The 26,519-nt window shown below is 67.6% G+C and carries 23 protein-coding genes and 6 tRNA genes; 13 read left to right on the top strand and 16 right to left on the bottom strand.

Annotated features, from left to right (window positions below; translation table 11 throughout):
• Positions 1–19 precede the first annotated feature (19 nt).
• On the bottom strand, positions 20–1,426 hold the full coding sequence (locus tag NJ1_RS11410) for a lipase family protein (RefSeq protein WP_067691556.1): 1,407 nt from the start codon (positions 1,424–1,426) through the stop codon (positions 20–22).
• A 167-nt stretch (positions 1,427–1,593) separates the two neighbouring features.
• Here NJ1_RS11410 and NJ1_RS11405 point away from each other — a divergent pair, with 167 nt between their 5' ends.
• The 8 genes from NJ1_RS11405 (at position 1,594) to NJ1_RS11375 (ending at position 4,888) form a co-directional block, all read left to right on the top strand.
• Positions 1,594–2,223 carry a TetR/AcrR family transcriptional regulator gene (locus tag NJ1_RS11405; RefSeq protein ID WP_084477983.1) on the top strand — a complete coding sequence of 210 codons (630 nt, stop codon included), beginning with the start codon at positions 1,594–1,596 and terminating at the stop codon, positions 2,221–2,223.
• Positions 2,224–2,509: 286 nt separating this feature from the next.
• Entirely contained in the window at positions 2,510–4,114 is a 1,605-nt protein-coding gene (locus tag NJ1_RS11400; protein WP_245717334.1) for an MFS transporter, read from the top strand.
• A 188-nt stretch (positions 4,115–4,302) separates the two neighbouring features.
• Positions 4,303–4,386, top strand: a tRNA-Ser gene (locus tag NJ1_RS38935).
• Between the two features lie 91 nt (positions 4,387–4,477).
• Positions 4,478–4,545, top strand: a tRNA-OTHER gene (locus tag NJ1_RS11395).
• Positions 4,546–4,547: 2 nt separating this feature from the next.
• Positions 4,548–4,621, top strand: a tRNA-Ile gene (locus tag NJ1_RS11390).
• A 37-nt stretch (positions 4,622–4,658) separates the two neighbouring features.
• Positions 4,659–4,732, top strand: a tRNA-Phe gene (locus NJ1_RS11385).
• A gap of 7 nt (positions 4,733–4,739) precedes the next feature.
• Positions 4,740–4,812: transfer RNA gene (locus tag NJ1_RS11380), tRNA-Ile, on the top strand.
• Positions 4,813–4,814: 2 nt separating this feature from the next.
• Positions 4,815–4,888: transfer RNA gene (locus NJ1_RS11375), tRNA-His, on the top strand.
• A gap of 152 nt (positions 4,889–5,040) precedes the next feature.
• On the opposite strand, the gene NJ1_RS11370 is transcribed toward NJ1_RS11375, so the two are convergent.
• From NJ1_RS11370 to NJ1_RS11360, 3 genes are all read right to left on the bottom strand, one after another.
• Entirely contained in the window at positions 5,041–5,784 is a 744-nt protein-coding gene (locus NJ1_RS11370) for an MBL fold metallo-hydrolase (RefSeq protein WP_067691548.1), read from the bottom strand.
• 238 nt (positions 5,785–6,022) lie between these two features.
• Positions 6,023–6,340: a hypothetical protein gene (locus NJ1_RS11365; RefSeq protein ID WP_067691545.1), complete on the bottom strand. Its 318-nt coding sequence runs from the start codon at positions 6,338–6,340 to the stop codon at positions 6,023–6,025.
• Between the two features lie 290 nt (positions 6,341–6,630).
• Positions 6,631–7,137, bottom strand: a complete 507-nt coding sequence (locus NJ1_RS11360) for a hypothetical protein (protein ID WP_157573901.1) — start codon at positions 7,135–7,137, stop codon at positions 6,631–6,633.
• A gap of 440 nt (positions 7,138–7,577) precedes the next feature.
• On the opposite strand from NJ1_RS11360, the gene secG reads away from it, so the two are divergent.
• Positions 7,578–7,811: a preprotein translocase subunit SecG gene (secG, locus tag NJ1_RS11355; protein WP_067691539.1), complete on the top strand. Its 234-nt coding sequence runs from the start codon at positions 7,578–7,580 to the stop codon at positions 7,809–7,811.
• Between the two features lie 236 nt (positions 7,812–8,047).
• A complete protein-coding gene (locus tag NJ1_RS11350; protein WP_067691536.1) occupies positions 8,048–8,728 on the top strand; it encodes a DUF1361 domain-containing protein in 681 nt (226 codons plus the stop codon).
• A 131-nt stretch (positions 8,729–8,859) separates the two neighbouring features.
• Here the strand turns inward: NJ1_RS11350 and fadD8 are convergent, their stop codons facing one another.
• From fadD8 to NJ1_RS11335, 3 genes are all read right to left on the bottom strand, one after another.
• Entirely contained in the window at positions 8,860–10,467 is a 1,608-nt protein-coding gene (gene fadD8 / locus NJ1_RS11345) for a fatty-acid--CoA ligase FadD8 (RefSeq protein WP_067691533.1), read from the bottom strand.
• A 33-nt stretch (positions 10,468–10,500) separates the two neighbouring features.
• The gene (locus NJ1_RS11340) at positions 10,501–11,694 is read right to left on the bottom strand and encodes a thiolase C-terminal domain-containing protein (protein ID WP_067691530.1); all 1,194 of its coding nucleotides are present in this window, start codon (positions 11,692–11,694) and stop codon (positions 10,501–10,503) included.
• A 72-nt stretch (positions 11,695–11,766) separates the two neighbouring features.
• Positions 11,767–12,615: an SDR family NAD(P)-dependent oxidoreductase gene (locus NJ1_RS11335; RefSeq protein WP_067691528.1), complete on the bottom strand. Its 849-nt coding sequence runs from the start codon at positions 12,613–12,615 to the stop codon at positions 11,767–11,769.
• 72 nt (positions 12,616–12,687) lie between these two features.
• On the opposite strand from NJ1_RS11335, the gene NJ1_RS11330 reads away from it, so the two are divergent.
• On the top strand, positions 12,688–13,638 hold the full coding sequence (locus NJ1_RS11330; protein WP_067691671.1) for an alpha/beta fold hydrolase: 951 nt from the start codon (positions 12,688–12,690) through the stop codon (positions 13,636–13,638).
• Between the two features lie 105 nt (positions 13,639–13,743).
• On the opposite strand, the gene NJ1_RS11325 is transcribed toward NJ1_RS11330, so the two are convergent.
• From NJ1_RS11325 to NJ1_RS11315, 3 genes are all read right to left on the bottom strand, one after another.
• Positions 13,744–14,052 (bottom strand): putative quinol monooxygenase, encoded by a 309-nt coding sequence (locus NJ1_RS11325; protein WP_067691526.1) that lies wholly within the window; start codon positions 14,050–14,052, stop codon positions 13,744–13,746.
• A 145-nt stretch (positions 14,053–14,197) separates the two neighbouring features.
• The gene (locus NJ1_RS11320) at positions 14,198–14,767 is read right to left on the bottom strand and encodes a VanZ family protein (protein WP_067691523.1); all 570 of its coding nucleotides are present in this window, start codon (positions 14,765–14,767) and stop codon (positions 14,198–14,200) included.
• A 196-nt stretch (positions 14,768–14,963) separates the two neighbouring features.
• Complete coding sequence (locus NJ1_RS11315; RefSeq protein WP_067691521.1) at positions 14,964–16,127, bottom strand: alpha-hydroxy-acid oxidizing protein; 1,164 nt, start codon at positions 16,125–16,127, stop codon at positions 14,964–14,966.
• Positions 16,128–16,230: 103 nt separating this feature from the next.
• On the opposite strand from NJ1_RS11315, the gene NJ1_RS11310 reads away from it, so the two are divergent.
• A complete protein-coding gene (locus NJ1_RS11310) occupies positions 16,231–17,283 on the top strand; it encodes an Lrp/AsnC family transcriptional regulator (protein ID WP_067691519.1) in 1,053 nt (350 codons plus the stop codon).
• Between the two features lie 111 nt (positions 17,284–17,394).
• Here the strand turns inward: NJ1_RS11310 and NJ1_RS11305 are convergent, their stop codons facing one another.
• The 6 genes from NJ1_RS11305 to tkt form a co-directional block, all read right to left on the bottom strand.
• Positions 17,395–18,210: a methyltransferase domain-containing protein gene (locus tag NJ1_RS11305; RefSeq protein WP_067691516.1), complete on the bottom strand. Its 816-nt coding sequence runs from the start codon at positions 18,208–18,210 to the stop codon at positions 17,395–17,397.
• 99 nt (positions 18,211–18,309) lie between these two features.
• Positions 18,310–19,050 carry a 6-phosphogluconolactonase gene (gene pgl, locus NJ1_RS11300; RefSeq protein WP_067691513.1) on the bottom strand — a complete coding sequence of 247 codons (741 nt, stop codon included), beginning with the start codon at positions 19,048–19,050 and terminating at the stop codon, positions 18,310–18,312.
• Positions 19,043–19,951 carry a glucose-6-phosphate dehydrogenase assembly protein OpcA gene (opcA, locus tag NJ1_RS11295; RefSeq protein WP_174557068.1) on the bottom strand — a complete coding sequence of 303 codons (909 nt, stop codon included), beginning with the start codon at positions 19,949–19,951 and terminating at the stop codon, positions 19,043–19,045. Before opcA ends, pgl begins: the two co-directional genes overlap by 8 nt.
• Complete coding sequence (gene zwf / locus NJ1_RS11290; protein ID WP_067691668.1) at positions 19,948–21,480, bottom strand: glucose-6-phosphate dehydrogenase; 1,533 nt, start codon at positions 21,478–21,480, stop codon at positions 19,948–19,950. The genes opcA and zwf overlap by 4 nt, the downstream gene beginning before the upstream one ends.
• A 32-nt stretch (positions 21,481–21,512) precedes the next feature.
• Positions 21,513–22,646: a transaldolase gene (gene tal / locus NJ1_RS11285; protein ID WP_067691506.1), complete on the bottom strand. Its 1,134-nt coding sequence runs from the start codon at positions 22,644–22,646 to the stop codon at positions 21,513–21,515.
• A 4-nt stretch (positions 22,647–22,650) separates the two neighbouring features.
• Entirely contained in the window at positions 22,651–24,792 is a 2,142-nt protein-coding gene (tkt, locus tag NJ1_RS11280) for a transketolase (protein WP_067691504.1), read from the bottom strand.
• Positions 24,793–25,314: 522 nt separating this feature from the next.
• On the opposite strand from tkt, the gene NJ1_RS11275 reads away from it, so the two are divergent.
• Complete coding sequence (locus NJ1_RS11275; RefSeq protein ID WP_422615749.1) at positions 25,315–26,259, top strand: heme o synthase; 945 nt, start codon at positions 25,315–25,317, stop codon at positions 26,257–26,259.
• Positions 26,260–26,519 lie beyond the last annotated feature (260 nt).

Here is a 26,519-nt window from a genome sequence, read left to right as displayed (position 1 = left end):
TTGCCGATCGTACGGAAGGTCAGACGGGCATGCCCAGTGCCGAGGCGAGTGTCTGGCCGACCGCGTTGGCGAAGAACCCGATCGCACCCGGATCCAGGATCTGGCTGTACACGTCGCGGTTGTGGCAGCCCTGCGGCGCGGGCACGCCGGTGAGGCGGTCGTTCAACCACATCGCCGCACTCGCCGTGCCCGAGACCGCCGCGACGCCGTGCTCGCTGAACAGGTCCCGGGTGTAGGCGACGCGGGCGTTCGGATCGGTGCAGTAGGTGTCGTAGAGGTTGTTCACCGCGTTGATCGGCATCACCTCGTCCAGCGGCGCCTCGTAGATGAACAACGGCGCGGTCGGTGTACCGCGATGCCCGAGGCTCAGCTCGTCCAGCACCGGCTGCATCTCCGGCGACCGCATGGGATCACCCGGATAGTCGAAAAGGCCCTTGATGTTCACGAACGGGAATCCCGCGAATTGCAGTGCCACACACTGATTCTCGTGAACAGTCCGGAGTCCCTTGCCCAGCGGATTCATGTACCGGTCGATGAACTGATTCACCTGCGGGTACTCCCGGGCCACGCCGAACAGTCCGCCCAGCACCGCGCCGCCGAAAGTGGAGGTGCCGTTGTTGTAGTCGATCGCCGCCCGGATATCGGCCATCAGGCCGCCCGAGGCCGCGCCGACCAGATTCAGTTCCGGCGCGTACTGCGGCTGCAGCTCCGCGGCATGCGAGGTCGGAATCGCGCCTCCGGAGTACCCCCAGAGACCGACCCTGGTGTCAGTGCCCGACAGCCCGGCGGGTTCGAAGTTCTCCGCGGCGCGAATGCCGTCCAGGGTGATGCGCCCGCCCAGCGGACCCACCGCATACGCCGCGTCCGGGCCCTGATGGTCCGGGATCACCACCGCGTGGCCCAGTTGCAGCATGGCCTGCACCTCCACGAACTCCATCGAGATGACGGGGTTCAGCGGATTGGGCAGCGAGCCCATCTGCAGCGTGTAGGAGGGCGCGCAGTTGACCGAGAGCGAGTCCTCGGCGAACTGGAACGACAGCAGCGAGCGCTGCCCGGTCGGTGCGGGCCGGTGCGGCACGATCACGGTCGCCACCGAGGCGATGGCCTCACCGCGGGTATTCGTGCTGCGGTAGGAGAGCTGCCAGGCGCTGACGTTCAAGGGGATCAGCCAGACGTTGGCGAGATTGACCTGCCGCGCGGACAGGATCTCACCGGGCTGCGCCGCCGCCACCCGCGCCGCATCCGGTTGGTAGAAACCGGGATCCAGATACGGGGGAGCGGGCGGAACGGGGAACGGCAGCGCCGGAGTCACCGGAACCTCCTGTGCCGCAGCCGTATCGGTCACCACCGGGCATACGGCCAGTGTGAGGCCAGCCGCCACGGCCAGGCAGGCCTGCGCGACTGCGATCCGGGTCCCCGCTGTCATATCCAACTCCTCCGGGCCGCTGCGGCGGCCGCACGTGGTCTAAAAGATAGAGAGTGTTCGGTTTCTAACTCTCGACGCTGACGATAGAGGCCGATCGCGTGGTGTGTCAACGGTCACTTGGGGGCGCGTGTGCGCGCCGTGCGGTCCACACGGCAGGATGGTCTGCCGTGAGCGAAGTTTCGCGTCCGCGCCGCACTCAGCAGGAGCGTCGGACGGCCACGGTGACCAAGTTGATCGATGCGACGATCGCCTCGATCGGTGAGGTCGGCTATCAACGCACCACCGTGCAGGAGATCTGCGGCCGCGCCGAACTCTCGGCAGGGGCCATGTTCCGGCAGTTCGACACCCGTCTCGACCTGATCGTGCGCACCGCCGAGGAAGCCCTGAACCGCCAACTCGACGCGTACCGATCGACCATGGAACACCTTGGCGCACAAGAGGACGCGCTGGACACCGCGCTGCGCTTCCTGCGAATGGCGCAGCAGTCCAACCTGACTCACGCGCTGCGCGAGATCTACCTGGCCGCTCGCTCGGATGTCGAACTGCGCGAACGCATCGCGCCGATCGCCGATGCCTACTACCGCGAGATCATCGCGACCCTGGAGCGCACCGAACTGCTGAACGCCTATCCGAGCGAGGTGCGTGAGCCGCTGTTCTTCCTGCTGCTGCACCTGTTCTCCGGTGAGGCGGTCGTGCGCGGGGTGTACCCGCGGCCGGACCTGGATGTGTCGGTGCTGGCCTTGATCGAGGACATGCTCGCCGTGTACGCGGCGCGTACGGAGACCTCGACGCGGTAGTCGCGGGGTTCCCCTGGGGTGCGTGCGGTTCGGTTGCCTCGCTGTCGGTGCCTCGCTGTCCTTTGCCTCGGCATAGTCCACGGCCTGAACCATTGCCGACGCAGGCGGGGCCGTGGCGGCCTCGGCGGCTATGCGCTGTCGCGACGGCCGCGGCGCGCTTGCCCTGGTCCCGGCGGTCGATGACGACATGTCGCCGCGGCCGGGACTGCGGTCCGGCGCAGGTCGGTTATGCGACCGCTTGGTTTTAATGTCCGGTACGGGTCCTGCGGGGCATATGCTTCGCGTGGTGACAGCGCTACGACCGGAAACCGCTACCGTCTCGACCTGGGCGCCATTCGCGTCGAAGGTGTACCGGGCGCTGTGGGTCGCGCAACTGGTCTCCAACCTCGGCACCTGGATGCAGACGGTCGGCGCGCAGTGGCTGCTGGTCGATGAGCCGAACGCCGCGATCCTGGTGTCGCTGGTGCAGACTGCGACCACGTTGCCGGTCATGCTGCTGGTCATCCCCGCCGGCGTGCTGGCCGATCTGCTCGACCGCCGCCGACTGCTGATCGGCGCGCAGTCGGCGATGGCGATCACGGCGGCCGTACTCGCGCTCTCCACCGCCACGGGTCACACCTCCGCGCCGGTGCTGCTGATACTCCTGTTCGTGCTCGGCTGCGGCTCGGCCCTGACCATGCCCGCCTGGCAGTCGATCCAACCGGAACTGGTTTCCCGGGAACAGATCCCGGCCGCCTCCGCGCTGAACGGCTTGAGTGTCAACAGCGCTCGCGCGGTGGGGCCCGCGATCGCCGGTGTGCTGGTGACTTTGGCGGGTCCGACGTTCGTGTTCGCGTTCAACGCCGTGTCGTTCGTCGGCATCGTGGTCGTGCTGATCTGGTGGCGGCGACCTGTTCACGTGGAGACGCTGCCGCTGGAGCGACCGTTCGCCGCGCTGCAGGCCGGTATGCGATTCGTTCGCTCGGGACCGGCCATCCGCCGAGTCCTGCTGCGCGCGATCCTGTTCATCATTCCCGCCAGTGCCCTGTGGGCATTGCTGCCGGTCGTCGCGCGGGATCGCCTCGGCCTGTCCTCCTCGGGGTACGGCCTGATGCTCGGCGCACTCGGGGTCGGCGCGGTGCTCGGCGGGCTGGGTTTCGCCACCTTGCGGCGCAGGCTGACCGCCACGCGCATGGTCACCGTGTCGGCCGTCCTGTTCGGTGTGGCGACGTTCGTCTCGACCTCGGTCGATCAGGTTCCGCTGGTGCTGGTGGCGCTCGTGGTCGCCGGCATCGGCTGGCCGCTGGCCATGTCCACCCTGAATTCGACGATGCTGCTCATGCTCCCCGCCTTGGTCCGAGCGCGCGGCATGTCCGTCTACACGCTCGTTTTCATGGGCGGCCAGGCCATCGGCTCGCTGCTGTGGGGCGCGATCGCCAACTCCCTGGGCGTGGTCGACGCCCTGCTGATCTCCGCCGCCCTGCTGGGCTTCTGCGCGCTGAGCGTGCTGTGGTGGCCGATTCGCCAGGATGCCACCGGCTTCGACCTCACGCCCGTCGCCTACTGGCCCGAGCCCTACCTCGTCGCGGAACCCGATCCCACCGACGGCCCGGTCCTGGTCCTGCGCAACTACACGGTCCCGGAGGAAGTGGTGGAGAACTTCCTGTCCGCCATGTCCCGCGTGGGCCGCTCCCGTCAGCGCACCGGCGCCATGGAGTGGCGTCTGTATCGCGATGTGGGCGAAGCCGACCGCTACGTCGAAGCGTTCGTCGTGCGCTCCTGGGCCGAACACATGCGCCAGCACCAACTCCGGCTCACCACTCAGGACCAGCGCGCCGAACAAGAAGTGGCGCGCTACACCATCGGCGAGGAACGCAGCACCCACCTGGTCGCCGTCGCCGAACCGCTCTGATCCTGCGCCGCGTGCCCCGCCTCCACGCACATTTCGCCTCTGCCGCGGGACGAGCTCCCAATACCCCGAGACGAAATGAACTGCACGCCGATAAAAGCGGCTGAATGGGTTCGGAGTAATTCGGTTGCGCGTCACCGGGGAACCCTGCGAATGTAGTCGTACCGCGGATGATTCGAGTCGGCGGCAACGGAAGGTTCCGGTCTGTGGAGGCCAACCGGTCTTGAAAACCGGGGGGACGTGTACGCGTCGGGGTTCGACTCCTCGACCTTCCGCGTCGTACGACGATTGCTCGAGGCGCGCCGGGTGGCTCGAGTAATCGAATTGTTCCTCGTGCGAATGCAATTCCGCATCACGCGGAAACAAATGGGTGTCAGTGGTAGAGCGGCGGTTTCCACAACCGCGCGCCGGAGGTTCGAGTCCTCCCGCCTGTTACAGCGGTGTGGCGCAGTCCGGAAGCGCGGTGGGCTCATAACCCATAGGCCGTCGGTTCGAATCCGACCACCGCTTCGATTGTTCGGCGTGCTCCCGGTCGGGGGCGGGTCAACGGTCCGTAGCTCAGTTGGTGAGAGCGCCTGGTCGAAACCCAGGAGGTCGCAGGTTCGATTCCTGCCGGATCGGCGGGTAAGCCTTCGTAGCTCAGTGGTGAGAGCGCCGACCTGATACGTCGGAAGTCGGAAGTTCGATTCTTCCCGAAGGCACGGTGGTCGAGGCCGAAGTGGACGAGGCACCGGGTTGTGATCCCGGAGGAAGCGGGTTCGAGCCCCGTCGATCACCCTGTTATTCGTAGCTCGGCGGGCAGGGTATCCGAGTGTCGATCGGAACGTCCGCAGGTTCTCTCCGCGGTATCGCGGACACCGTCCGGTCGGCGAACAATGGCGAGCGCGGTGCGCGCTCGGTCGTCCGCGCGCACCGCCGTCGAGATCAGCTCACCGGGGTTGCGGGCCCAGAGCGCGCGCGATCTGGCCGTCTTCGATGGTCGTGGGCAGACCGTGGCCCGGAACGAGGGTGCGTATCGGTTGCGTTCCCAGCTCCACCGCTGTGGCGTGGGTCAGAGCCTCGTCGTGATTGAACACGCTGGGCAGCAACTGAAGTCCGGTGGGCTCGACGAGCGGGTGACCCGTGACGAGCGCGTCCCCGGAGAACAGGACGCCCTCGGAAGGCATGAGATACGCGGTGTGCCCGGTGGTGTGGCCGGGGGTCGGGATCGCGACCAGACCGCCGGGAAGTGCTGCGAGAGTGGCGGGTTCGCCGGCCGTGGCGGTCGGGACCGTCATGCCGATATGCCCGTAGATCACGCGCAGGGTGTGCGCGACCCAGCTGCGCCCGCGGCGGTGAGTCAGCTGCTTGATCATCCCGGCGGGTGAGATCTGTTGCAGGTATTCGCGTTTGGCGTGCCGGACCTCTTCGGCTCCGGTGTAGACCGGCATGCCCACCTGCTCGACGAGTGCGGGAATCGCGCCGATGTGATCGAGGTGCGCATGTGTGATCAGAACGGCCGCGACATCGGTGAGCTGATGTCCGACCTCGGTGACCGAGCGGAGCACATCTGCGCTGTCGGCGGGGTAACCGGCATCGATGACGGTCACTCCGGAACCGTCGCTGACCAGCGCCCAGTTGACATTCGTTCCGGCCACGACGTAGACGGAGTCGGAAATCTGATCGATCTTCACAGTGCCATGCCTACTTCTCGAAACGGTGCTCGATGACACCGATGCCGTCGATTCCCGGGCGCAGCTCCTCGCCGGGCGCTACCCAGCATTCCAGCTTCCTCACTCGGCCGCCGCACAGGGCTCACCGGCGAGCGTCCACCTCGGGCTCCCAATGGACCCGCGTGGTCTCGAACTGGACGAAGAAGAACCCCGAGAGTGCTTGATGCGTTTCTCGGGGTCCCGGGCCGACATGCGCCGCCTACGCTTGAATCACTTCGATTCCGACCAATGCGTTGAGCGAATCGCAACTGGCCCACGACTGATTCTGCCCGTATTGCACGGGACCGTACTTCCAGTAGGTGAAAGGCACCGGCCACGCCACACATGTGAGCTTGACCTGATGCCAGGTCGGCAACTCGCAATTGGCCATTCCACCGGTATTGAAGATGTTGTACACATGGCAGTTGGCCTGCCATACCGGCACGTCAGCCTGGGCGGCGCCACTACCGGCGAGCACAGTGCCCACAGCTGCGGTAGCAACAACGGCGCTGGCAGCAAACCGCTTCGCAGATAGCATTTCGACCTCCGGGGTTCGAATGTTGTTTGATTGAACATCGCCCCCGAATCCCCGTTGTTACTTTCACGATGCCGAAGTCCGGAAGGTCTTTCGATTGCAATGCTATAGCTGCAATGCCACAGCCGTTCGGAACTATTATCGACTACTCGATTCATCTAAAGTCGAGATCGGTCACCGGTTATCCATCGACGCACAATTCGGTCGGCAACGAGGACGATGTCCGACGGAAATCCACCGCCGCACCCAAACCTGTTGCGCCACACGCTCGGATGTCCGGGCGACACCGGGACTCAGCCTCGGCCTGCCGCAGGGACCGTACGATCGGTCGAGTTCGTCCTCAACACCAGCAGATGGGGAAGGGAAAGGTCGGCGCGTACCGCGTCGACATAGTCGTCGAACCGCTGGTGGACCGCTTCCCTTCGTGCGGGCCGATCGGAATCGGCAGTCGGTTGGAGAATGAGATCCACGAGCACCGACAGTTCGTGGTCGAGCGCGTACGCGGCGGCCGCGACCCGTTCGGACCCGTGCACCCACACCGAGGTCAGGCGTTCGTTCCAGATCGCGTGATGCTCGTACAACGCGGCGACCTCCGCATCGCGGACGGCGTTGTCGCTACCGGGCACCTCGCACTTGCGAATGCTCGCCCGATACCGATAGAACTCCTTCGCGAGATCCTCGTACCCGCGCACCCGCTGATCCCGACGCCAGCGCCCCGATTCGGCCCTGGTATCCCAGAACCTCCCGATCGCCACCCCGGCCAACCCCGCGATCGCCGCGATCACAGCGGTAATCATCACGCCCCCTATGGTTTTCAGTCGAATTCCAGCCTAGTGTGCTGCCTCGCCGCCGACCGAATAGCGCCGGAAGTCGTTGACGCAGTGCACCTCGGCGATCGATCGGTGCGAGCCACGTGGTCAGAACTGACCTCGATACCGTAGTTCCACCAAGGCAGCGGAATTGAGGGAAAGCTGATGGCGCCTCGGGTGTGCTCGAGGTTGCGGCTTGCAGGGACGCACCAGCAGCCTCGACGAGCTCGAATGGTCGAGACGTTTCGTTGATGCGATGCTGGGCGGGTGAGCGGGTACGTCTGGCCCGAGGACAGCGGGCAGGGTGTGCGCGTGCGGGAGCGTTGCGCGGCAAGTGAGCGCGGGGTGTCCGATCCTTCTCGCGAACACGCGCCCGGTGTCGCAAAGGCCCTGATTCGGTACGACCGTGCCGACCGCATACACTGTCGGCCATGCGGATGTTCCTGGATATCCTCCTGGTAATCACCAGCGTGCTGCTGGTGCTCTTGGTGTTGCTGCACCGCGCCAAGGGCGGAGGTCTGTCCAGCCTTTTCGGTGGCGGAGTGCAATCGAGCCTGAGCGGCTCCACGGTCGTCGAGAAGAACCTCGACCGCATCACGATCTTCCTCGGCGTGATCTGGTTGATCTCGATCCTCGGAATCGGGCTCGAGATCAAGTTCGCCTGACCGAACGACTTTTCTTGGCCCGGGCACCGCGTACGCGGTGCCCGGGCCATGTTCTGGGCGTATGTGACCTCATGTACGCCACGGGTGGGACGCCGACTGCGTCGCCGCCACGTCGAACGGCCCGCCGAACCGGGCACGCCGTGCGGCGTCCGTCGGCGCGGTCCGGCCGAGCCTCTCGTATCTCGAGTTGAACGCGATGGCGGGTCAGTAGCGGCCGGGGCGGGCATCATGGATCCATGGACTTGGTGAACGCGGTCACGCCGAGCCTCTCGGGGGTGCTGAGCCGCAACATCGTGTGGCTGGTGTGGAACTCTGTGCTCGCGTGGGTACCGGTGGCTCTGGCGCTGCTGGTGTTCCGCAGCGGCCGGCCGGGGGTCGGGCTGCCGTTCTCGCCCACCTGGTGGGGCGGGGTGATCCTGCTGGTGCTGTTTCTGCCGAACGCGCCCTATGTGGTGACCGACCTGGTGCACCTGCGCGACGACATCAGACTCAACGGCAACGGTCCCGTGGTCACCACGGTGCTACCGGTGTACGGGGCGTTCATCGTGTCCGGGTTCGTCGCCTACTACCTGGTTCTGGCCGAGATCGGCCGCTTCCTGGAGGCTCGGGAGCTGAGCGCGTGGCGCGCACCGGTCACCCTGACGATCCATTTGCTCTGCGCCGTAGGGGTTTTCCTGGGTCGCTGGGTGCGCCTCAACAGCTGGGAACCGGTCGTCGAACCACGCGGCACCTTCGAACGGATGGTCCTGGCCCTGACCTGGGAATGGGCCCCGGTCCTGATCGGAGCCATGTTCGTGGCAACAGCGCTGGGGCACTTCGTGACTCGCGCGGTGGTGGAGGCCACGGTCGCGAGCATGCGGCGCGGCGCGCGCGTCACCCGGCACTTCCGGCTGACACCTCGGCCCGACCAGGCATAGCGGTCCCAACTCCGCGCGACGAGGATTTCGACCCGGCACTCGCGCGTCGATCGGTGGTGCCGCGTTCACGAACGACTCGGCCGGTGCGGAACTGGGTCCGCACCGGCCGAGGGCTTGATTTCGATTACCGCTCAGGCGATTCCGAGCCGCTCGTTGGCGATCACACGGACCGCTTTCTTGTCCGGCTTGCCCAGGCCGGTGAGGGGGAGTTCCTCGATGATCAGCACGTGCTTGGGCACCTGTACCGAGCCCTTGCGCTGCTTGACCGCCTGCTGGATCTCGGCGATCACGACCTCGACGGCCGCCGGTGAGGCCGCGGTGTCGGCCTCGAGCACGATCACCGCGGTGACGGCCTCGCCCCACTGCGGATCCGGCACGCCGACCACGGCCACATTCAGCACCTTGGGATGCTCGGACACCACATCCTCCACCTCGCGGGGGAAGACGTTGAAGCCGCCGGTGACGACCATGTCCTTGCTGCGCCCGACGATGAACAGGAACCCGTCCTCGTCCTGACGCGCCAGATCGCCGGTGCGCAGCCAGCCGTCGCGGAAGGTGTCCGCGGTGACCTCGGGCAGGTTCAGGTAGCCGCCCGCGAGCAGGGTTCCCGAGACGCAGATCTCGCCGACCTCGCCCTGCTCGACGACCTTGTCCTCGGCGTCCAACAGCGCCACCCGCACCGCGGTGGAGGGTCGCCCGCAGGAGGTCAGGCGCTCCTTGTCGTGCTCCTCCTTGCCGAGGTAGCTGATCGCCATCGGCGCCTCGGACTGTCCGAAGTACTGCGCGAAGATCGGCCCGAACCGATCGATGGCCTCCTGCAACCGATTCGGATCGATCGCCGAAGCGCCGTAGTAGACCGTTTCGAGCGAGGACAGATCACGCGTCTTGGAATCGGGGTGATCCAGCAGCGCGTAGAGCATGGACGGCACCAGCATGGTGGCGCTGATCTTGTGCTCCTCGATCGCGCGCAGCACCTCACCGGCCTCGAAGCGCGGCAGCACCACACACTGACCGCCCAGCAGCACCACCGGCAGGAAGAACGCCGCGCCCGCGTGCGAAAGCGGCGTGCAGATCAGGAATTTGGGCCGGGTCGGCCACTCCCACTCCGAGAGCTGGATCTGCGTCATCGCCGACATGGTCTGCGAGGTGCCGATGACGCCCTTGGGCTTTCCGGTGGTGCCGCCGGTGTAGCTGATCGAGATGACGTCCTCGGGCCGCAGTTCGACGGCCTCGACCGGACCCGGCTCGAACTTGTCCGCCGCGGCCAGCAGATCGATGCCCACATCCGCGAGCGCCTCGGGCACCGGCCCGAGCACCAGCACCCGGGTCAGGCCCGGCACCATGTCCACCAGCTCGCGGGCGCGCTGCACGAACGCGGGCAACGGATCCAGGATGAGCGTGGAAATGCCCGCGTCGGCAAGCACATACGCGTGATCGTCCAGGCCGCCGATCGGATGCAGCGCGGTGCGCCGATGCCCGGCGATCTGCCCCGCGCCGATCGTGAACAGCACCTCGGGCCGGTTCAACGCCAGCACGCCGACCGGGGTGCCCGCGACCACGCCGTGCTCGGCGAACGCCGCGATGTAGCGACTGATGGCGTCGAGAACCTCACCGCCGGTGAGGATGTGGTCGCCCAGGGTCAGCACCGGGCGCTTGCGATGGCGGCGCAGACCGGCCACGAGGGCGTGGCCGTTGTGTACGGGCAACCGCAGCCGAGTGTCGGGATCGATTGTCGTCATTGGTGTTTCAACTCCGTCCGATGGTTACGGTGATCATGCGGTGTATGCCCGGTACAGGGTGACGGCCACCGCGCCGCCGAGCCCCAGATTGTGCGCGAGCGCCGTCCGGGCGCCCTGGACCTGCCGCTCGCCCGCGAGTCCGCGCAGCTGCCAGGACAATTCGGTGGCCTGCGCCAGTCCGGTAGCGCCCAGCGGATGTCCCTTGGAGATGAGCCCGCCGGACGGGTTCACCACCCAGTCGCCGCCGTAGGTGGTCGCGCCGGACTCGGCCAGCGCGCCGGACTCGCCCTCACCACAGAGGCCGAGCGCCTCGTAGGTGATCAGCTCGTTGATGGAGAAGCAGTCGTGCAGCTCGATCACATCGACATCCTGAACCCCGATGCCCGCCTTGGCGAACACCTTTCGCGCCGCGGCGCGGGTCATGGGCGCGCCGACGACGTCGATCATGGAGCCGGTGGAGAAGGAGGTGCCGTCGTCGGTGGCGAGCTCCTGGGCCACGATCTCGATGGCCTGCGCCTCGAGCCCGTGCTCCTTCACGAAGTCCTCGCTGACCACCACCGCCGCGGCGGCGCCGTCGGACATGGGCGAGCACTGCGAGCGCGTCAGCGGCCCGTGCACCGGCTTGTCGGCGAGCACCTGCTCGAGGGTGTACGCGTCCTGGAACTGCGCGAGCGGATTGCGGGTCGAGTGCTGGTGGTTCTTCACCGCCACCGCGGCCAGTTGCTCGGGCGTGGTGCCGTAGCGCTTCATGTGCTCGATGGCGGCATTGCCGAAGAACTGGGTGGTGATCGGCGCGGCGCTGAACTCGAACAGCTCCCGGTTGACCTTCAGATGCGCGTCCACCGTGGTGACCTTGGGCTTGGTGGCCGGACCCGCCATGGCCTCCTTGGTCATCTGCTCGAAGCCGACCGCCAGCGCCACGTCCGCCACGCCGCTGCCGACCCATTCGCTGGCGAACATGAGTGCGGTCGAACCGGTGGCGCAGTTGTTGTTCACGTTCACGATCGGGATGCCCGTCAGGCCGACGTCGTAGAGGGCGCGCTGCCCGGCCGCCGAGGGCTGGAACACGTAGCCGACCGCGGCGCGCTGCACCTGGTCGTAGCTCACTCCGGCATCGCCGAGCGCCCCGTCGACCGCCTCGGCGACCATCTCGGGGTAGGTCCATTCGCGGGAACCGATCTTGACGAACGGCGTCATGTTCACACCCACGATGAAAGTGCGTCGCATGCTCTTGTGTACTCCTTGTCGTGCGGGAAGTCGTGCGGGAACGAATCTTTCGGCGTGATCGGCCGGATCCGCTCAGTCGGCGCGCGGGATGCGGCCGTCGAGATCGGTGAAGCCGTACTGCTCGGCCAGGTCGGCGACCTTCCAGGCTTGTCCGCCGCGCGTCTTGCGCCGGGAGTCTCCCGCCAGGGCCACCACGGCCCGGCCGGGGAAGCGGGGAGTCTCGGCGGTCGCCAGATCGACGGTGCCCTCGCCGGGCAGGGTGACCAGGCGGCGGCCCTGCTCGTCGGCCGGAACCATCTGCAGCAGTTCGGTATCCACGATGCCGGGCCAGATCGACACGGCGGTGGCCTCGGTGTCGGCGAGATCGTGCGCCAGGTCGACGGTCAGCCGGTCCAGCGCGGTCTTGCCGACGCCGTAGACGGCATTGTGCATGTAGCGCTGCGAGCCGGGGGAGGAGACGTTCACGATCAGGCCGCCGGAGTCGATCAGCAGTGGCGCGGCGAAAACGCTTGCCACATAGTGCGATCGGACGCCGATGTCGAACGTCTCGTCCCATGCCTTCGGCGGCACGTCCCAGAACTTGCGCCCGAGCCAGCGTGCGGCGGCGGGGGAGTTGTAGACGTTGTTCACCAGGACGTCGAGGCGGCCCTGCTCCTCGCGCACCTGTGCGAAGAGTTTCTCCACGGCGCTGTCGTCGTGGTGATCGCACACGACGGCGATCCCCCTGCCGCCCAACTCGTCGATCTCGGCGGCAGTGCCGGACACGGTGCCTGGCAGTCGTCCGGGCGTGGTGGTGCGGCCGGTGACGTACACGGTCGCCCCGGCCGCGCCCAGCTCCAGGGCGATGCCCTTGCCGATGCCACGGCTGGCGCCGGTCACCACGGCGACTCGCCCGGCCAGAATCTTGGGTATTTCGCTCACGACCTCTGGACACTACCGTGAAATAGGAACGTGTTCTAGAAATTGGAGGCAGTAGTGGACCTGACGCATCGGATGCTGGATACCGGAGACATCCGGATGCATGTCGCGGAGCAGGGGCAGGGGTATCCGGTGATCTTCTGTCACGGGTTCCCGCACACCTGGTTCATGTGGCATCACCAGCTGGACGCGGTCGCCGCGGCCGGCTATCGCGCAATAGCCCCCGACCTGCGCGGTTACGGTCGCACCGAGATCCCCGACAATGTCGAGTCGTACACCAACGAGGCCGTCATCGGCGATCTGCTGGCGCTGCTGGACGACATCGGCGCGGAGCGGGCGGTGTTCGTCGGGCTCGACTTCGGTGCGCAATTGGTCTGGGAGCTGGCGCTGCGGGCGCCGGAGCGGGTCGCGGCCGTCGCGGTCCTGAACAACCCGTTCTCGCCCCGACCCCCGCGCCCGCCGTCCGCGTTCTGGACCAAGGCCGCCGAGCGCCACTTCCTGCACCTGTCCTATTTCCAGCCGCCGGGCGTCGCGGATGCGGAGCTGGCCGCGGATCCGCGCGGATTCCTCGCACGCGTCTACTACTCGCTCTCGGGCGAGTACCACTACCTCGACACCTGGAAGAACCCGCCGGGCATCGGCTATCTCGACGCGCTCCCGCAGGCTCCGGCGCTACCGTGGCCGTGGTTGTCGCAGGAGGAATTCGACATCCTCGCAGCGGATTTCGAGCAGACCGGGTTCACCGGCGGGCTCAACTGGTACCGCAACCTGGATCGCAACTGGGAACTGACCGCCGACTACGCCGAGGCCAAGGTGTCGGTGCCCACGTACTTCCTGTACGGCGAGAACGACCCGGACATGGAAGGTTTCAGCGGTCGTGACCCGCTGGCGACCCTGCGGGCCAATGTCGTGGATCTGCGCGAGGTGGTCGAGATCCCCGGCGCCGGTCATCTGGTGCAGCTCGAGCGCCCGGATGCGGTCAACAGCTTCCTGCTCGGGGCGCTCAAAGGCTTGGATCTGTCCTAGCGCGGTGCGTCGATCGGTGTGCTCCGGGGCCGGTAATCGCTCTCGTTCGTCGCCCGGCCCGGCGCTGGTGATGCCGGTCGGGTGTGCGGCGCGCACCCGGCCGGGTCAGCCCGGTACGCCCTTCATCGCGACGGGCTCGCCGATGAGAAACTCGGCCGCGGCGATCAATTCGGCGAAGACACCGGAGGCCGCGGTCATCTCGGGGCCGTCGCGATGCGTGCTCAGAGCCGCTTCGTCGGCATAGAGTTCGGTGACCCAGAACAGATCCGGATTGTCCTCGGCACGATTGAGCAGATACACCAGGGTTCCGGGCTCCTGCTCGGCCTGGACGAAGATCTTCCGGAAGGCCGCGATGAATTCCGCGCCCCGGCCGCTCTTCACCCGGATTCTCGACAACAGCGAGATCTGTGGCATCTCACCCCTCCTCGGCACGTCCACCTGAAAGCCCCCTTACCCGAAGCGTACCGGCGCGATTCGCACACGGGCCGAATCGCCGCCCTCGGCTGTCGTGAGGATCGCTCGGTTCTCACGGTGAGCCGGGGTGGTCGTCGCCGCCGAATCACTCTGCGTTGGTGAGGAGTTCGCGGTCTCGGATGTCGGGCTGCGGGAGGGGCGGAACGAGGCGGGTGGTGAGGTAAGCGCCGAGGGCGGCGCCGGTCGCGTTCATGAGGACGTCGTCGATGGAGGAGAAGCGGCCCAGGTCGAAAAGGTACTGGGCGGCTTCGAGAGTCGCGGATATCGCCGCACCGAGCAGGGCCATGCGGAGGGTGTTCGCACAGCGAGGAAAGCGCAGGGGGAGAAGGAATCCCAGGGGGACGAAGACGATGACGTTGGCGAAGATCTGGACGAAGGTATTGAAGGACGCTTCGGTGATGGTCTCGGCGAGGTCGAGAAAAGGGATCAGGATCACGTGGCGTTCACCGCCGGTGGGGGTGAGGATCATCCAGATCCAGGGGAGGGTGCCCAGCGCGATTCCGGCTTCGGCGAAGGTTCGGCGCCGGGCTTCGGCGGGGGGACGCCCCCGCCGAATCCGCTCTCGTGACACCGCTCTCGCCACCCCGGTGACCAGCGGAACCGCGATCGCCCACGCCACCAGCACATCGCCCCAGGAATCCCAGATCTGTCGCACGGAGTCACGGTAGCGACGCGAGCGTGAATTCCACGGGCGGGGAGGCGGGTTCCCGCGACATCACCACACGATCTCCACGATCCGGGCGGTACGGCCGGGCGATCGGCGGAAGCGGAAGGGGTTCCTCGGCGTTCGTCCACCGAGGAGCCGGGACCGGCTCGCGATCTCGCGTCCGCGTTGCGACGCGTCGGTCCGCTCAGCCCGCTACGCGGCGCAGTGCGTCCGCGGTGAGGTCCTTCAGCGTGGGGTATCCGTCCACCGCCATGATCAGGTCGGCCTCCGCGAGCAGCGTGCGCAACACGTGCACGATGCCGTCCGCACCGCCGAGCGCCAGTCCATAGGCGTAGGGGCGTCCGATACCCACGGCGGTGGCGCCCAGCGCGAGCGCCTTGACGATATCCGCGCCGGTGCGCACGCCGGAGTCGAAGAGCACCGGCAGTCCCTCGGCCGCCGCGACGACATCGGGCAGCATGTCCAGTGCGGGCAGCCCGCCATTGGCTTGGCGCCCACCGTGATTGGAGCAGTAGATGCCGTCCACGCCCGCGTCCCGCGCCCGGCGCGCGTCATCGGGATGGCCGATGCCCTTGACGATCAGCGGCAGCTTCGTGAGCGAACGCAGCCACGGCAGATCGGCCCACGTGAGCGGATTGCCGAAGACCTGAATCCAGCGCAGGATGGCCGATTGCGGATCCTGCTCGGGTGTCTGCGCCAGGCTCGCGCGGAACACCGGATCGGTGAAGTAGTTCGCCAGACAGTGCCCGCGCAGCTGCGGGAAATTGCCGGTCGACAGGTCGCGCGGCCGCCAGCCGGTCACCCAGGTGTCGAGGGTGACGACGATGCCCTTGTACCCGGCCTTCTCGGCCCGCTCCACCAGGCTCGCGGCCAGATCGCGATCGGTCGGGGTGTACAGCTGGAAGAACCCGGGCGTCTCGCCGAGCTCGGCGGCCACGTCCTCGAGCGGATCGACCATGAGCGTGGAGGCCACCATCGGCACCCCGGTCGCCGCCGCGGCGCGCGCGGTGGCGAGATCGCCGTGTCCGTCCTGCGCGCACAGCCCGATCACGCCGATCGGCGCCATGAAAACCGGTGCGGGCAAGGTCGTTCCGAACAGATCGACCGACAGATCGCGTTGCGCCGCGCCCACGAACATGCGCGGCACCAGGCCCCAGCGATCGAAGGCGGTGACATTGGCGTTCTGGGTGCGCTCGTTGCCCGCACCGCCGGCGACATACGACCAGATCGAGGGCGGCATCGCCCGCTCCGCCCGTTCGGCCAGATCGTCGAAACTAACCGGGAGCGCGGGGACAACGCCACGCAGACCGTTGAAGTAGATCTCGTTCTGGAAGTCACCGAATGCCATGACGCCGCCTCTCTTACCGCATCCGCGGGGTATCGGATCATTGTGCGAGACTGTGCAGTGGAACCGAACGAATCGCAGGATACGGTCATGATGGCGGATCGATATGCAGGATGACGTCACGCTGCTCGGTGAGGACGACCTCGCGCTGATTCACGCGCTGCAGGTGAGCCCGCGTGCGTCCTGGACCGAGCTCGGTGGCGTGCTCGGGATCGACCCGGTCACCGTGGCGCGGCGATGGCAACGCCTCAGCGATCGCGGTGAGGCCTGGGTGTGCGCCTCGCCGGGTCCGGCGCTGTTCGATCACGTCTGCGCCGCCTATGTCGAGATCGACTGTGCCGCAGGAGAAACCGAGGGCATCGTACGCGCGCTCTCCGCCCATCCGCATATGCTCACCCTCGAGCGCTCGGGCGGCAGCAATCGCGTTCTGGCCACCGTCGCCACCGGCGATTTCGACCAGATGGCCCGATACACCCTCGATATTCTGCCCGCGATCGCGCATATCGTCGCGGTCCGTGCGAGCATCGTCGCGCACTGGTTCGCCGAGGGCGGCAGCTGGCGCATCGACGCCCTCGCCCCTGATCAGCGCGACCGTCTCCGCCCACCGGCGGTCACCGCCGCCACCGCCCGCGACCGCCGCCACGTCACGCCCCTGGACCGCGCGATGATCGAGGAGCTGGCCCGCGACGGCCGCGCCTCCTACAGCGCGGTCGCCACGGCGCTCGGCACCAGCAATTCGACCGTGAAGCGTCGCGTCGACGAACTGACCCAGCTCGGCCTGTTGCGCTTCCGCTGCGATTTCGCCCGGCAGTTGGGCGGCTGGCCGGTCGCGGTCACCTACTGGGCGAGCGTCCCCACCGCCGCGCTGCCCGAGTTCGGCTATGCCGCGATCCGATTGCCGCAGACCCGGAACTGCGCCGCGGTGAGCGGTGCGCACAATCTGGTGGTCCAGGCCGGACTGCACTCGGTCGCCGAGGTGACCAGGTTCGAAAGTCGCTTGGCCGCACTGCATCCGGACCTCACCATCGCCGAACGCACGATCACCCTGCGGCACGAGAAGCTGCTGGGCCGGGTGCTGGACCGCTACGGCAGATCCGTCGGCGTCGTTCCACCCGACGTGTGGCACAACGCGATTCACGTCGACCAGCTCGGGGACTGACTACGCCCGGCGTCGATGATTCGCGTCGAGGTGAGTCGCCGTGTGAGTCGTCCAGAGCTCATCGGCGCCGGGCAGCCCGAGCCGCGCATAGGGCACATGCGCGCCGTCCGGTCAGGGTTTGTGCGCCACGACCGCGAACATGGTGACCGAGAAGTGGTAGTCGCCACGCTCGATACCCCGGGACATCTCGCCCAGAAGCTGCTCGCGCTGTGCCTCGGTGAGAAGTCCCGCGGCGACGACTCGTTCGGTGCCCGCGGTGTACATGGGCATGATGCTCTCGGGTTCCCAGACGAGCGCCTCGGAACCGATGTCGTCGATCACGAGCCCGGCCGAATGCAGCAGACCGCGAAGTCGCCTGCCGGAGGTGCGATTCGGGCTCGCGGACTGCATCTGCTGATGCAGCCGTTCGATGAGTTCGGGATCCCCCGGGTGGGTGATGGCGGTGGACCAGTCGCTGTCGATCAGCGCCACCCGTCCACCCGGGCGCAGCACGCGCGCGATCTCGGCGGTGGCCTGCGCGGGATCGTCGAGGTGCTGATACACGCGTTCGCACCGGATCACGTCGATATCGGCGTCCGGCAGCGGCAGCGCGTACGCCGAACCCTCGATGAAGTCGACGGGCGCCTCGGTGAACTCGCGTGCCCGCTCACGGGCGAGGGCGAGCATCGCCGGGTTGGGGTCCACGCCCACCGCCCGCCCGGTCCCGCCCACCAGCCGGGCCAGCGCCAGCACCTCGGATCCGGTGCCGGAACCGATATCCAGGGCGGTGTCACCCTCGCGCACCGCCAGTGCGTCCCGGACCCATTCGCGCATCCGGACGACGCCCGCGACCTCGGCCTGCAGGTCCAGGACCCGCGTGATCAGCTCGTTGTCGGTGTCGTGGACTCGGTCGACGTGAAAGGACGGAATAGGGTTCTGCTCACTCATCGCTTCTCCTCCGATCCGGTACCGCTCTGACGAGAAAGGCCCCGGCGCACCGAGCTTCGCAAGGTGGGACGGGGCCGGACGAACCCGGGCGAGTGGCGATCAGCTCCGCGGCGGAAGATCCGCGGCAGCACCCTCGTCCAGGAGCCAGGTCGTGGATTCGGTGCCGATCGCGCCCGCCGCGGGGACGTCCAGATGCGAGGCGCCGTTGAGTGCCGCGGCGACCGCCGCCGCCTTGGCCTCGCCGCCGACGATCAGCATGACGTGCCGCGAACGCCGGATGGCGGGCAGGGTCAGCGTCACTCGCACGGCCGGCGGTTTGGGCGAATGCGTTTCCGCGACAACGAGTTCGCGCTCCTCACGGGTGGCGTCGGTGTGCGGGAACAGCGAATTGACGTGCCCCTCACCGCCCATGCCGAGCAGGTGCAGATCGAACGCGCCGTGCTCGGCGAGATACGCGTGCACCGTGGCGGAGTACTCGCCCGCCGCTTCGATCGGATCCGGGTAGTCCCCGCTCGAGGTCTCGGTGGGATGCACCCGCGCGGGATCGAGGGGAACATGGTCCAGCAGCGCCGCGCGGGCCTGCAGATCATTGCGTTCCGGATCGCCGACCGGCACGAAACGCTCGTCGCCCCAGAAGATGTCGAGCGTGGACCAGTCGATGTCGCCGGGCGCCTTGCGCACCCATTCGAGCAGGCCGATCCCGGTGCCGCCGCCGGTCAGCACGACCGAGGCGGAACCGCGCAACCGCTGCGCCTCCACCACCCGGGCCACGAAGCGCGCGGCCGCGGCCTGAACGAGTTCCTCTGTGCCGGAGAAAGTCTCGACGACGGGCTTACTCATAGGTCACCCTTTCGATTCCGGTCAGGGCCTCGGCGTAGATCTCGTCGGCATCGAGATGGCGCAGTTCCTCGGCCAGGCAGTCGCGAGTCTCGCGGCGAGCCAGGGCGAATCGCTGATCCGGTTCACCGGTCCGGGTCATGGTCGCGGTGCGCCCGTGCTGCGGGCGAGCGATCACGATGGACACCGAGGAACGGTGCACCTCCACCTTGAGCTCACCCACGCGCCGCACGATCGGGCACTCGAGCCGCGCCGCCAGCCACCCGGCCAGCATGTCCAGCGCGGGCTCGTCGCGCAGACCCGACACCGTCACCGAATCGACGGGTTCGAACGGGGCCTCGTCCAGCGCCGCCGCCAGCAGCGCCCGCCAATACGTGATCCGGCTCCACGCCAGATCGGTATCGCCGTTCGCGTAGGAGTCACGCCGCTTCTTGATGGTCGCCTGCGGATCCGAGGCGAAAGTGGCGTCGGTGATGCGGCGAGTCGCCAAGCGCCCCACCGAATCCTTGGACGGGAAGTCCGGGGCTCCGCGCGGCCACCAGGCCACCACCGGGGTGTCCGGCAGCAGGAACGGGATGACCACGCTGCTCTCGTGCGGCACCAGATCACCCTGCAACCGCAGCACGATGACCTCCGCGGCCCCGGCGTCGCCGCCGACCCGGATCTGCGCGTCCAGACGGGTCGCAGCGGTCCGGTCGCCCCGCGCCAGCACTATCACCCGGCAGGGGTGTTCGCGGCTGGCGTCGTTGGCCGCGTCGATCGCGTCCTCGGCCTCGGAGCTGTCCAGCGTGCACACCACCAGGGTGAGCACCCGCCCCATGGTGACCACGCCGTTGCTCTCGCGCAGCTGCACCAGACGCTTGGACACCTCGCGGGTGTCCGTATCGGGCATATCGATGATCACGGCCGCCGCCATTCCCGCCCGCTGCGCGCGAGCATCTCGTCGGCGGATTCCGGACCCCACATGCCGGCCTCGTACGGGTCGGGCTTACCGGTCGAGGCCCAGTGCTCGAGCGCGGGATCGAGGATCTTCCACGACAATTCGACCTCCTCGTTGACCGGGAAGAGGGACGGCACACCGAGCAGCACATCGAGGATGAGCCGTTCGTACGCCTCGGGGGAGTCCTCGGTGAAGGCCTCGCCGTAACTGAAGTCCATGTTCACGTCGCGGACCTCCATGCTGGATCCGGGCACCTTGGACCCGAATCGCATGGTGATGCCCTCGTCCGGCTGCACCCGGATGACCAGTGCGTTCTGACCCAGTTCCTCGGTCATGGTCTGGTCGAACGGCAGATGCGGCGCGCGCTTGAACACGACCGCGATCTCGGTGACGCGGCGGCCCAGGCGTTTTCCGGTGCGCAGATAGAACGGCACCCCCGCCCAGCGCCGCGTCTCCACGGCCAGGGTGATGGCGGCGTAGGTCTCGGTGCGCGAATTGGGGTCGAAACCCTCCTCCTGCAACAGGCCCAGTGCCGGTTCGCTGCCCTGCCATCCGGCGGTGTACTGCCCGCGCGCGGTGGTCTCGTCCAGCGGCTCGACGAGTTTGGTCGCCGAGAGCACCTTGATCTTCTCGATCTGCAGCTGCTTGGGCTGGAAGCTCACCGGCTCCTCCATCGCCGTGAGCGCCAGCAACTGGAGCAGATGGTTCTGGATGACGTCGCGCGCCGCGCCGATGCCGTCATAATAGCCTGCGCGCCCGCCCAATCCGATGTCCTCGGCCATCGTGATCTGGACGTGGTCCACGTAGTTGGCATTCCAGATCGGATCGAACAACTGGTTCGCGAAGCGCAGCGCCAGAATGTTCTGCACCGTCTCCTTGCCCAGATAGTGGTCGATCCGGAACACCGTGTTCTCCGGGAAGACCCGGTTCACCAGGGCGTTGAGATCCTGCGCGCTCTTCAGATCGTGCCCGAACGGCTTCTCGATGACCACCTTGCGCCAGGGCTCGGGCTGCCCCTGCTCCGGAGTCGGCTGGGCCAGACCGTTCTTCGACAGCTGATCCAGCACGACCGGGAACTCGGTCGGCGGAATCGCCAGGTAGAAGGCGTGATTGCCGCCGGTGCCGCGATCGCGGTCCAGGTCCTTGAGGGTGGTGGCGAGCCGGTGGAAGGCGTCGTCGTCCTCGAAAGTGCCCTGGACGAAACGCAATCCGTCCTTGAGCTGCTGCCACACCTCCTCCCGGAAGGGAGTGCGTGCCGAGGAGCTCACCGATTCGTGTGCGAGTTCGGCGAACTCCTCGTCGGTCATCCCGCGTCGCGCGAATCCGACCAGGGCGAAACCGGGAGGCAGCAGCCCCCGGTTCGCCAGGTCGTAGATGGCCGGCAGCAGTTTGCGCCGCGACAGGTCACCGGTAACTCCGAATATCACCATGCTGCACGGTCCAGCGATACGGGGAACCCGGCTGTCCCGCCCGTCGCGGAGCGGGTTCCCCATCGTGACCGTCGTCGCCGCGCCGGTTGCCACGGTCAGTTCCCTCCCGCGGCCTTGAGCTGCTCGGTGGTGGCTTCGAGCAACTCCTGCCAGGCGGTCACGAACTTCTCGACGCCCTCGCTCTCGAGGACGGCGAACACGTCGTCCAGGTCGACGCCGGCGGCGCTGAGGCCGTCGAACACGGCCTGGGCCTCCGCGGCGGTGCCGGAGATGGTGTCACCGGCGATGACGGCGTGATCGGCGGCGGCCTCGAGGGTCTTCTCCGGCAGCGTGTTCACCGTGTTCGGGGCGACCAGCTCGGTCACGTACATGGTGTCCGCGTAATCGGGGTTCTTCACACCGGTCGAGGCCCACAGCGGGCGCTGCTTGTTCGCGCCACCGGAGGCGGCGAGCCCCGCATACACCGAGGTGTGGCTGCCACCGTCGAACGCGTCCTGATATGCCGCATAGGCCAAGCGCGCGTTGGCGATTCCGGCCTTGCCGCGCAGTGCCAGGGCCTCGTCGGTGCCGATTGCCTCGAGCCGCTTGTCGATCTCCGTGTCCACCCGGGACACGAAGAACGAAGCGACGGAATGGATCTGGGCCAGATCGTGCCCGGCGATCTTGGCGTTGCGCAGGCCGTCCAGGTACGCGCCCATGACCGCGACGTGCCGCTGCACCGAGAAGATCAGCGTCACATTGACGCTGATGCCCTCCGCGATGACCCGCGTGATGGCCGGCAGACCGGCCTCGGTGGCGGGAATCTTGATCAGCAGGTTGGGCCGGTCCACGATCTTCCACAGCTCGATCGCCTGCGCGACCGTGCCGTCGGTGTCGTGCGCCAGGCGGGGATCCACCTCGATGGAGACCCGGCCGTCGACACCCTTGGAGGCGGCGAACACCCCGGCGAACAGATCGCACGCGTTGCGCACGTCATCGGTGGTGATGGTGCGCACCGCCGATTCGACGTCCGCGCCGCGGGCCGCGAGCTCGCGCACCTGGCCGTCGTAGTCGTGACCCTGGGACAGCGCGCCCTGGAAGATGCTCGGGTTGGTGGTGACGCCCACGACGCTGCGGGTATCGATCAGGTTCTGCAGGTTGCCGGACTGGATGCGGCCGCGCGACAGATCGTCGAGCCAGACCGAGACACCGGCCGCGGACAGCGCCGCGAGATTGGCGTTCTGAGTCATGTGATTATCCCTTCGCCTTGGCGAGCGAGCGGTTGGCGGCGTCGACGACGGCCTCGGCGGTGATGCCGAACTCGCGGAACAGCGTCTTGAAATCGGCCGACGCGCCGAAATGCTCGATGGACACGATCTCACCGGCATCGCCGACGAACCGGTACCACGGCATCGCGATCCCGGCTTCCACCGTGACCCGCGCCTTCACCGTCGGCGGCAGCACCTGGTCCTTGTAGGCCTGGTCCTGCGCGTCGAACCACTCCACACACGGCATGGACACCACGCGGGTTCCGATGCCCTGCTCTTCGAGGGTAGCGCGCGCGTTCACCGCGAGCTGCAGCTCCGAACCGGTGGCGATCAGGATCACCTGCGGTGTGGCGGTGGAGGATTCGGCCAGCACGTAACCGCCCTTGGCGACACCCTCGTAGCTGGTGCCCTCCTGGATCGGCAGATCCTGACGGGTCAGAGCCAGCGCGGACGGGCCGTCCTGGTGCGGCGGCTCGGAGACCGAGAAGTGCGAATGCCGTTCCGCGGAGTCACGTTCGAGGATGACGCGCCACGCGTGCGAGGTCTCGTTGGCGTCGCCCGGGCGGATCACGTTCAGGCCCGGGATGGCGCGCAGCGCGGCCAGGTGCTCGATCGGCTGATGCGTCGGGCCGTCCTCGCCCAGGCCGATGGAGTCGTGCGTCCACACGTAGGTGACCGGGGTGCGCATGAGCGCGCCCAGGCGCACCGAGGGGCGCATGTAATCGGAGAACACCAGGAAGGTGCCGCCGTAGGGACGGGTCGGGCCGTGCAGGGCGATGCCGTTGAGGATCGCGCCCATCGCGTGCTCACGCACACCGAAGTGCAGGGTGCGGCCGTACGGGTTGGCCTTCCACGCGCCGGTCGAGATCGACTCGGGGCCGAAGCTCAGCGCGCCCGGGATGGTGGTGTTGTTGGACTCGGCGAGGTCGGCCGAACCGCCCCACAGTTCCGGCAGCACCGGGCCCAGGGCGGCGAGCACCGCGCCGGAGGCCTTGCGGGTGGCCATGCCCTTGGGATCGGCGGGCCAGGTCGGCAGCGCCGCGGCGAAGCCCTCGGGCAGGCGGCGTTCCTGCAGGCGATCGAACAGCGCCTTGTTCTCGGGGTTGGCCTGTGCCCACGCGTCGAACTGCTGCTGCCAGGCCTTGTGCGCCTCGGCGCCGCGATCGCGGGCCTTGCGGGTGTGGGCGATCACATCGTCGGCGACGTCGAAGTTCTTCTCCGGGTCGAAGCCGAGGGCCTTCTTGACGCCCGCGACCTCCTCCGCGCCCAGCGCGGAGCCGTGCGAGGCGCCGGTGTTCATCTTGGTGGGGGCCGGGAAGGCGATGATGGTGCGCAGCACGATGATCGACGGCTTGTCGGTCACGGCCTTGGCCGCCTCGATCGCCGCCTCGATGGCCGCGACGTCCTCGCCACCCTCGACGGTCTGCACGTGCCAGCCGTACGCGCGGTACCGCTCGGCGGTGTCCTCGGTGAGGGCGATGCGGGTGTCGTCCTCGATGGAGATGCGGTTGTCGTCGTAGAACAGGATCAGGTTGCCCAGCTGCTGGGTGCCCGCCAGCGACGATGCCTCGGAGGTGACGCCCTCCTCGATGTCACCGTCGGAGGCCACCACGTAGACGAAGTGGTCGAACGGGCTCTGTCCCGGTGCCGCGTCCGCGTCCCACAGGCCGCGCTCGCGGCGCGACGCCATCGCCATGCCGACCGCCGAGGCCAGACCCTGGCCCAGCGGACCGGTGGTGATCTCGACACCGTCGGTGTGCCGGTACTCCGGGTGGCCGGGGGTGAGCGAGCCCCACTTGCGCAGGTTCTCGAGATCGTTCAGCTCGAGTCCGAAGCCCGCGAGGTACAGCTGCACGTACAGGGTCAGGCTGGAGTGACCGCAGGACAGGACGAATCGGTCGCGGCCCACCCACTCCGGGTCGGCGGGATCGTGGCGCATGACACGCTGAAAGAGCGTGTACGCCAACGGCGCCAGGCTCATCGCGGTGCCGGGGTGTCCGTTGCCCGCGTTCTGCACCGCGTCCGCGGCGAGGACACGACCGGTGTTGACCGCTCTGGTATCCAGATCGGTCCAGTCTGCGGGGTAGTTCGCCTGAGTGAGGGCGCGGATGTCGTCTGTGACTGACACGACCGAGGTTCTCCTGACCTTCTCGTCAACGATGTGGGTTGTCGGCGGCTTGGTGGCGGGGTGGGTGCTCCCAAGGGCTTGCGTGGGCAACCCGAAGGTCTTGCAAGGGAACCGCAGGCGCACCGGTCTACCCACCACCCTAAGGGTGGGCGATTCTCTCCCACGCGGGAACCCATCTTCACCGTGGGCGGTGTCGTATGTCGTATCCGTGCGCGGACCTGTCCGTGATCCTCCACGAGACGGGTCGCGAACGGGTCTCGGACGCGATATCGCACGAGTGGCGCGGCGCACACCGGATGGCGCATCGGCCGGGACTCGCTGCGCGCCATGGGTGGACCTGGGCGAGAGCATGGTCCGCGTGGGTCTACCATGCTCTGTAGTAGTGGCTGCGCCGCCGGGCTGTGCTCAGGAGTCGGCAGAGCGCGCTGCAAGTCCAGACCAGGATCAGAAATGCACGGCGTGCGAGGAGAAACAGTGCGGATTGGGCAACAGCCGGGTGGCGCTCACGGCTCCTCCGGGACGGTGCTGGCCGACCGCATCACGGGCAGCGGGCCGCTGTCCGCAGGTGTGCGGCGCGTGTTCGCCTACATCGCGCTCACCAAGCCACGCGTGATCGAGCTGCTGCTCGTCGCGACGATTCCGACCATGCTGCTGGCCGATCGCGGTCACGCCGACCTCGGCCTGATTCTGGCGACGCTCTTCGGTGGCTGGATGGGTGCGGCGAGCGCGAACACGCTCAACTGCGTCGCGGACGCCGATATCGACAAGGTGATGAAGCGGACGTCCAAGCGTCCGCTGGCGCGCGAGGCCGTGCCCACCCGCAATGCCGCGGTCTTCGGCATCGCGCTGGGGCTGGGGTCCTTCGCCTGGCTGTGGTGGCAGGCGAACCTGCTCAGCGGTGTGCTGGTCGTCGCGACCATCCTGTTCTACGTCTTCGTCTACACCCTCGGCCTCAAGCGCCGCACCTCGCAGAACGTGGTGTGGGGCGGCGCGGCCGGCTGTATGCCCGCCCTCGTCGGCTGGTCCGCGGTGACCGGAAACATCGCCTGGCCCGCCATCGTGCTGTTCCTGGTGATCTTCTTCTGGACACCGCCGCACACCTGGGCGCTGGCCATGCGCTACAAGGAGGACTACAAGGCGGCGGGCGTGCCCATGCTGCCGGTGGTCGCCACCGAACAGGTCGTCACCAAGCAGATCGTCATCTACACCTGGCTCACCGTGCTGGCGACCTTCGCCCTGGCCCCCGCTGCCGGTGTGGTCTACGCCGCAACGGTTCTCGTCGCGGGCGCCTGGTTCCTGCTGATGGCCCACCAGCTCTACTCCGGCGTGCGCCGCGGCGAGCCGGTCAAGCCCCTGCGCCTGTTCCTGCAGTCCAACAACTACCTGGCCGTGGTGTTCTGCGGTCTGGCCGTGGATTCGGTCCTGGGCTGGAACACCCTGGGCCACACCCTCTTCGGCTGGTCCTGAGCCACCCGATCCTCGATACGAGACCGCCGCCGAGTCGAAAGACTCGGCGGCGGTTCTGTATTCGGGTTCGGCCACTCAGTGCGGCTTGAAGGGCCCGGCGGATCAGGAGTCGGCGGTCGAGGCAATCAAGACCATCACGTAGATGGCGACGCTGAGGGACAACGGGCAGAGGTGCGGGAACATCGGCCGCCGCACCAGGGTTCGCGGGGCCGCGCTCATCGCAGTGAGCTCGATCGGGTAGCCGGTGTCTCGTACGCGCC

Source organism: Nocardia jejuensis NBRC 103114 (genome assembly GCF_001613145.1).
Lineage (GTDB): Bacteria > Actinomycetota > Actinomycetes > Mycobacteriales > Mycobacteriaceae > Nocardia > Nocardia jejuensis.
Note: the sequence above shows the minus strand (reverse complement) of the source record. Positions and strands in the feature narration are given on the sequence as shown.